Raw genomic sequence first — 6,810 nt, 5'->3', positions numbered from 1 at the left:
ATCGGTAGGATCAGTAGGATCAGTCGGATCAGTAGGATCAGTAGGATCAGTAGGATCAGTAGGATCAGTAGGATCGGTAGGGTCCGGAATAACCGGTGCAAAATTCAGATTGCTGCCCTGGTATGGGTAAGCAACGGCCAGTTCGGTATACACCACTCCGGATTTACCATTAATAACCGGCTGACGGGTATTGCTGGCCGGATCATAGGCCCAGACGCCATAGCGGGCACTGACCGAATCAAAATCGGTTGTGTCACGGCAGGAATCGGTCAGACCACTTTTTTGGCTAAGACACTGAGTCCAGCTGATCAGCATACGGCCGCTGCCATCACGGTAAGGCCAGAAGGCACTGTACCAGCCACCACGGGAAATCTGCCCCGGGTATACGTTAACCTGACCACCGGTATAAGACTCAGGCGATAAACCGGCAAATACCGTATTGGCCTGCTGGCCGCCGGTAATGGTAATAACATCGCCGCCCATCAGGCTGTGATTCTGGTGTTTAATCAGTGCGCCCAGGTGGCCATCGGCATCCTGTACAACATTCATTAATTGCAGGCTGGCTTCATCACTGCCCAGCGGAATTTCGCCGCTGGCTAATTCTTCCGGTTCACCGTTGCTGCTGTTCAGACGCAGCAGACTGTATTTTTTACTGGCGGCGGTTGCACCGCTGGCGCTGACACAGCGGCTGGCACTGATGCTGGTGGCTTTTACAGTGCCGCTGTCACTTTCACATACAGGTGCTTCACTGCCGCTGGCAATGCGGATAAAGACCAAGCTGCCATCGGCCATCATGGTTGGTTTGTAGTCGTAAACGCTGCCACTGGTCAGCTGGGTCAGATCGCTGCCATCACGACCCATTTTAAACAGTACTGAGTTTGCGCTGTCGTTTTGTCCGCGGGTGGAGGAAAAAACAATATCGCCATCGCTGGTGTAAGCAGGGTTGGTGTCCTGGCCGCTGTTTGCCAGGCTGTCATCGCTGAGCACGCGACGGACATTGCCCTGATTAAAATCGTATTCGTACAGATTCCAGGTTTCGCCGCTGTTGGCGGTTGCGCTTTTTTCGTTCAGGGCACGGGCAGAAAAAATCAGGAAGCGACCGTCGGGTGAGACGTTCAGGTCTTTAACATCGTAGAGACTGCTGCCGATGGCGTTGGCCAGAACTTCTTTATCGCTGGCGCTGGACGAAACACGCTCGCGTACAATCAGCTGTGCCCCGGCCAGATAACTCTGAGCGGAAGCTTCTGTTGCACTGCTCAGTGTTCGCTGCACATAAGCAAAAGGCACATCGTTGGTAAAGGTGGTGTCACCTTCGCTGATTTTCGGATCAACGCCAAGATCTTCACCACAGCCTGCCAATAACAGGCTGCTGCACAGTACGCCGGAAGAACAGAATTTAATTACAGCTGATTTCATCGTTGCTCACCCTTGAACTAAAAACCGGTAACGCTGCCTGAGCAACGTGTTGAACCAGTACTTACACCGGATGCTCAACAGCGAGATCCGGACCCGAAATTGGGCATCGCTATTGTGTCATTTTGTTAAATGGGAAGATGGAACATGATCACAAACCAGAAGGGCAAAGGGGGCAGTTTCCGATATTGTGAACCAGTGCTGATTTGTCAGAAGAGATTGGATTGAGCGTGAAAATCCGCGGGTTTTATTGCGCTTTTTCCATGTGGAAGTCGCTAAATGGCCAGCCGGAATTACACAAATCAGGACGCTTTCAACAGGCGGCCCGAATTATCTTATTTCTGGTTTTTACGTAACCAAAATGTTGCGCAAAGAAGATTCGGCAGAGTAAATCTCCCCGTAAAAAAGGATACGGAGAGATTTATTCTAACAATGCTGTTCAGCTCGGAATCAGTACAAAGGTGTACTGCACTTTCGTTGGTGCCACCTTTTCCTGACCGAAATTAATACCGGATACTTTCGCCAACATCTTTTGCTCAAGATCCGGCATGCTCAGATCGCTGCGGATTAACTTCAGGCGCGATACCGTGCCGTCAGGTTCGACCACCAGTTCAAAGACAAACTTACCGCTCAGATCCGGATACTGACGCAGGGCTTTGGCATACAGGGCATACACGCTGCCTTTGGTATTTTCGATGGTCCGGCGGATACTTTCCATATCGCGCCGGCCGCGGGCCCCTTCGCTGTAGCTGCCGCCCTCATCCGGTAAATCGAGATAGGCTATCGGACTGTCGATCGCTGTCCCCTGATGTTGCGCCAGTGCGGTTCCTTTTACCTGCATATCCAGATCGGCATTTTTCAGACCGCCGCTGCTGTTCAGATTCTCCTGACCCAGGCTGGAGCGGGTATTCGCTTTGGCTTGCCCGCCTTTTTCCGACAGGTTTTTATTCTGTAATTTGCTGACATCCACTTTGGTTTTCATGGTGTTCAACGAAGACAGAGCCTGCAGTGCCTGAGCCGGTGCTTTTCCTCCGGCTTTGGGCTGCGGACGATCGGCAGCGGTTACTGCTTCCTGTGGTTTCGGTTTTGGCTTGGGTGGCGGTGGCACCACTTCCTGTACCGGTTTGGATTGTTCCGGCATTTTCGGAGGTTCCAGCATCACCTTGGTACGCACGACAGGAGGCTGTTCTATATCACTGAAATGCACATCCCAGGTCGGTAAAAAAGGCACGGCAATAAACAGCACCAGCAACACAATAGCCAGACGTTTAACCTGGCGGATAAAACGCTGGTTATTTTCTTCGTTAACGCTCCATGGCAGATCAAGTTGCAGCGAAACAAACTGAGCACTGGCTGACATACTATTGTCCTCCGGCAGTCAGTGCGCTGGCGGCAACCTGATTAACCGCAAGCGATACATCACGGAATCCATAGGCACTGCAGGTTGTCATCACGGCTTTTAATAAATCGTAGGGCACACTCTGATCACCCATGATGGTTACCGAGCGGCCGATTTTCTTTTCTACTTCGGTCAGCTCACCGCTTTCTTCGGCAAAGGCTTTTAGCGCTTCGCCCAGCGGTTTATTAACTTCGCCCGGACGGCGGTTAACGTCGCTGACGGCAACAATTTCTTCGTTGTCGATCATGATGGCATTCTGAGCGACATTAATAACCAATTGTCCGTGCAGGGCTCCATCGGCATTGGAGTCCGGCAGTTTGACAAAATTGGCTTTGGCCAACTCCTGGCTCTCACCGGTATTCATCAGCAGGAAGAACACCAGGATGGTAAAAATATCCATCAGCGAGGTCAGGTTCAGTGTGGCTGTCTTGGTGACTTTGCGCTGAATAAAGCTGTTTGAGGCCATATCCGTTACCGTTTTTTATCCCCGAGAGAAATTTCCGGGAAGAGTTCAACTTCGACCAGACTGGCAGCCACCACCGTTTTATACGATTTAACGGTATCCATGGTGGAAATCAGAGTCTGATACTCGACGTTTTTGGCAGCAATAATAGTTGCGTCTTTTTTATCGCTCAGCTGATCTTTCAGATCACGCATCAGCTGTGACAGCTCGCGATAATTGTACTGGTTGTCGCTGAGCGGAATCTTTTTCAGCAGCTTTCCGGTGGGGAAATACACGGTAAAGCCTTCATTATCGACCATCACATCCAGCTGCGACTGGCTGAGTTCCGCTGCAGACTGACCACCGCTGAGCTCAGGCAGGTTAATATCCAGCACCCGCACTTTGGTAAAGGTCAGACTGAGCAGCAATACCGGTACCAATACGATCATCAGATTCATAAAGGATGTGATATCAATATCGGTATCTTCCGCCATGCGACGGTTCATTTTAAAAGCCATCAGGATGCCTTTTGATCGTCGCCACGATTGTCTTTCGGATAACCGGCTTCAACGGCGCGGTTCAGAGTCATTACGTTGAGAAATTTCATCGCAGCCATTTCAATGCTGCTGACGATGGCATTGGTTTTGTTATTGATTACCGCACTGGCAATCAGCAGCGGGATCGCCGCAATCAGACCAAATGCCGTGGTATTCATTGCTACCGAAATAGACTGTGACAGCAGGGCAGATTTATCCGCCGGGTCGGCGTTGGCAACGGCAGCAAAAGCCGCGATCAGACCAATAATGGTACCAAGCAGACCGAGCAGGGTGGCAACGTTGGCCAGCATGGCCAGGTAGTTGGTACGGTTTTCCAGGCGCGGCAGAACTTCCATCACACCTTCATTCATGGCTTGCTCAATATCGGCACGCTGCTTGGTGATTTTCATCATATCCAGACCACAACCAATAATGCGCGATACCGCCGCCTGATGATCACGGGTGAACAGGGTCATTTTTTCGTGATCGTTGGTGCGCAGTAATGGCAGAAAATCCTGAAAGGTTTTTTCGTTGCGGGCTTTTTCGCGCTTGAGGAATATCCAGCGTTCAAAAGCAATCGCCAGGCCCAGTACCAGTACGATAGAAATCGGATACATAAACAGGCCCCCTTCTTTCAGGAAGTTGACCACGATGCTGTAGATATCGCCCATTTTAGTTAGCCTCAGAATTTAAACTTGGGTTATTTTCAAGATTCATTTCGTCATAGATACGCATCGAGCGCAGCATAACGTCACGATCAATCGCTTCCAGACTGTTGTCGTACCGGTCTTCCACGTTCTGGTAAAGCCGGTCGACGCCGCTGGCTTCCTGCCAGGGCACAAAGTAACTGACAGAGGGTTGTTCTTTATCGCCGACAATCTTACTTTCCAGTTTGATTGGTTCTTCAGCGATAGCTGGCAGACTGAATAAACAGGCAATGAACAGATATTTCATGGTTTATTCCGCCGCCAGTTTGGTGCTGTCTTTTACCGCCGGTCCGGCATCGATAAAGCTTTTATTGATGCCGGTGCGGCTTTGTACTTCCTGATACCAGTCGGCCGCAGCGTGCGTCTTTTTATTGGTCAGAAACAGGTAGGCTTCATAGTGTGCCTGTGCCTGCTGCGGAATGTTGAGATACAGGTCATAAAGCACAGCCAGATTCAGATGTGCTTCAGGAAAGTCAGGCCATTGTTGCAGGGCTTTGGCATAAGTATTCTGGGCCGCAATAAATTGCCCCTGACGGCGCTGTGCTTCGCCAAGGCCCAGCCAGGCATTAACATTTACGTCGTTAATCGCCAGTGCTTTCTGATAATACTCTGCAGCTTCGGCATAACGCTCATTGGTCATGCTGATATCACCGAGCATGGCCAGAGGGCCGGCCAGTGACGGATCTTTTTCGGCAATCACTTTCAGCTTCTGCACTGCGGTTTTTTCATCATCGGCGGCGAGTGCTTTTTTCGCTTCGATAAACAGCAGTACTGACCCTTTGCTGATGGTGCCGGTTTGCTTCAGATATGGATTCTCTGCGGGCACATAGGGAATTTTCTGCCCTTTTTCATCATACGCCTGGTGTGGCAGGTACTTTTCTGTCTGGGTCAGAGTCTGGCTTTCTGTTGTTGTCTGCGTCTGCTGGGCGGCACAGCCGCTGAGCAGTGCCAGAAGCAGCATGGGCTTAACGAATTTCATCGCCATACCTCTTTTGTTCTTCGGTTTTGTTAAAGCGTGCCGGAGACAGCAGCGCCAACGCTTTGAAACTGTCATCAATCCACTGGTTAAAGTGACCTTTCCAGCCTTGCTCAACATTGCTGGTGTATACCGACAATGCCAGTTCCAGCATTGGCGCAGCTTGTTGTGCAATCAGCTCGCGGAACATTGCGCTATCCTGCTCGGACATGCCTTCCGGAACGGGCAGGGTCTGCAGCTCGTTAGCCATCTGCTGATACAGACGGGCAATTTTAAAACTGCCCTGGGTGGTGAATTCCAGCAGGCCATATTCGGCAGCCAGCTGATAACGGCTGACGGCATCCTGCAGACTCTGGTTTTTCAGCGGTAAATTGCGCTCGAGATTGGCAGCCAGACGGCGTTTATTAAACTCAGCAGCAAAGTAGTCGCCATATTCGTTATTGGCCCAGGCCGCCAGCCAGCGGGAACGGTCGGTACGCATTTCACCGGCACTGGCATCACCCTGAACAATGCGGCGCAGCCAATAGAGTTTGCGGCGTTCATCATTTTGCTGGCCGTAAATCAGAGCAATGTGATAGCGCGCTTCCATACGGTTATCGAATGGCTGTTCATAATTACGTGCCCAGGTTTTGTAATACTCAAGCGCTGTATCCAGCTGACCCAGTTTTTCGTATAAGCCTGCAGCGGCGAACAGGGCATCACGTTTTACGTCAGCACTTTTGTCGTTGGCGTACAGGTAGTCGTAGGTTTTGGCAGCAGGCAGCAGCTGGCCATCCTGTTCATAGCCATAGGCCAGTTTGCGTGGGAATTCGGCTGCCAGCTCATGTTGTGGATAGAGGGCTCGTAATTCTTTCAGCTCTGTAATGGCCGGCTGCCATTGTTTTTCTGCAAGTAAAGTCACGGCTGCATCGTACTGGGCAATAACACGGACTTTGCTGTCAGGTGCAATGGTTTTGATGCGCAGCTGCTGTTCGGCGGCTGCCAGTTTTTGCCCGGCGGCCATCATGCCTTCGGCTTTTTTATACACGGCGGTGGCCATGCGCTCGCTGACAGCGACGTATTGTGGGTGTTGTTTGCCCAACAGCTGACGCTGGTTGTCGTAGTTCTTTTCCGCTTCCAGGTAATTTTTCTGCTGGTAATACGAGTGCGCGATAATACCGTATGCGGTTTGTTTCAGATTTTTATCCAGCGCTTTATTGCCGCTGATCAGCTTGCTGGCCACGTCAATCGCTTGTGGATAACGGTTCAGGCTGAATAAATATTCGGCGGCGTTAGTCAGTACGGCAGGTGAGCGCTTGTCGGTATCGTAGCGCTCGGTAAAGCGCAGCATACTGGCG

8 protein-coding genes are annotated in these 6,810 nt (G+C 51.1%); all 8 read right to left on the bottom strand.

What is annotated here, in order from left to right:
• Window positions 1-1,416: TolB family protein (locus B3P58_RS13845; RefSeq protein ID WP_286718334.1), on the bottom strand; the 1,416-nt coding region annotated here is incomplete at its 3' end.
• Window positions 1,417-1,852: 436 nt separating this feature from the next.
• Window positions 1,853-2,773, bottom strand: a complete 921-nt coding sequence (locus B3P58_RS13840; protein ID WP_286718332.1) for an AgmX/PglI C-terminal domain-containing protein — start codon at window positions 2,771-2,773, stop codon at window positions 1,853-1,855.
• A gap of 1 nt (window position 2,774) precedes the next feature.
• Complete coding sequence (locus B3P58_RS13835) at window positions 2,775-3,278, bottom strand: ExbD/TolR family protein (RefSeq protein ID WP_145471091.1); 504 nt, start codon at window positions 3,276-3,278, stop codon at window positions 2,775-2,777.
• A gap of 5 nt (window positions 3,279-3,283) precedes the next feature.
• Window positions 3,284-3,772 carry an ExbD/TolR family protein gene (locus tag B3P58_RS13830; RefSeq protein ID WP_145471090.1) on the bottom strand — a complete coding sequence of 163 codons (489 nt, stop codon included), beginning with the start codon at window positions 3,770-3,772 and terminating at the stop codon, window positions 3,284-3,286.
• Entirely contained in the window at window positions 3,772-4,461 is a 690-nt protein-coding gene (locus B3P58_RS13825) for a MotA/TolQ/ExbB proton channel family protein (protein WP_145471089.1), read from the bottom strand. The genes B3P58_RS13830 and B3P58_RS13825 overlap by 1 nt, the downstream gene beginning before the upstream one ends.
• A 1-nt stretch (window position 4,462) precedes the next feature.
• A complete protein-coding gene (locus tag B3P58_RS13820) occupies window positions 4,463-4,744 on the bottom strand; it encodes a hypothetical protein (protein WP_145471088.1) in 282 nt (93 codons plus the stop codon).
• A 3-nt stretch (window positions 4,745-4,747) separates the two neighbouring features.
• Window positions 4,748-5,476, bottom strand: a complete 729-nt coding sequence (locus B3P58_RS13815) for a tetratricopeptide repeat protein (RefSeq protein WP_286718323.1) — start codon at window positions 5,474-5,476, stop codon at window positions 4,748-4,750.
• Window positions 5,463-6,810, bottom strand: a 1,348-nt coding sequence (locus tag B3P58_RS13810) for a tetratricopeptide repeat protein (protein WP_286718321.1), incomplete at its 5' end; no start/stop codon positions are given. The genes B3P58_RS13815 and B3P58_RS13810, both read right to left, overlap by 14 nt.

It is taken from the genome of Thalassolituus sp. UBA2009, assembly GCF_002335285.1.
Taxonomy (GTDB): domain Bacteria; phylum Pseudomonadota; class Gammaproteobacteria; order Pseudomonadales; family Oceanobacteraceae; genus Venatoribacter; species Venatoribacter alkanivorans.
Note: the sequence above shows the minus strand (reverse complement) of the source record. Positions and strands in the feature narration are given on the sequence as shown.

What these genes read in the sequence shown, in the direction of transcription:
- B3P58_RS13815 (WP_286718323.1), bottom strand. Translation starts at nt 5,476, where the DNA reads ATGAAATTCGTTAAGCCCATGCTGCTTCTGGCACTGCTCAGCGGCTGT.
- B3P58_RS13840 (WP_286718332.1), bottom strand. Translation starts at nt 2,773, where the DNA reads ATGTCAGCCAGTGCTCAGTTTGTTTCGCTGCAACTTGATCTGCCATGG.
- B3P58_RS13830 (WP_145471090.1), bottom strand. Translation starts at nt 3,772, where the DNA reads ATGGCTTTTAAAATGAACCGTCGCATGGCGGAAGATACCGATATTGAT.
- B3P58_RS13825 (WP_145471089.1), bottom strand. Translation starts at nt 4,461, where the DNA reads ATGGGCGATATCTACAGCATCGTGGTCAACTTCCTGAAAGAAGGGGGC.
- B3P58_RS13835 (WP_145471091.1), bottom strand. Translation starts at nt 3,278, where the DNA reads ATGGCCTCAAACAGCTTTATTCAGCGCAAAGTCACCAAGACAGCCACA.
- B3P58_RS13820 (WP_145471088.1), bottom strand. Translation starts at nt 4,744, where the DNA reads ATGAAATATCTGTTCATTGCCTGTTTATTCAGTCTGCCAGCTATCGCT.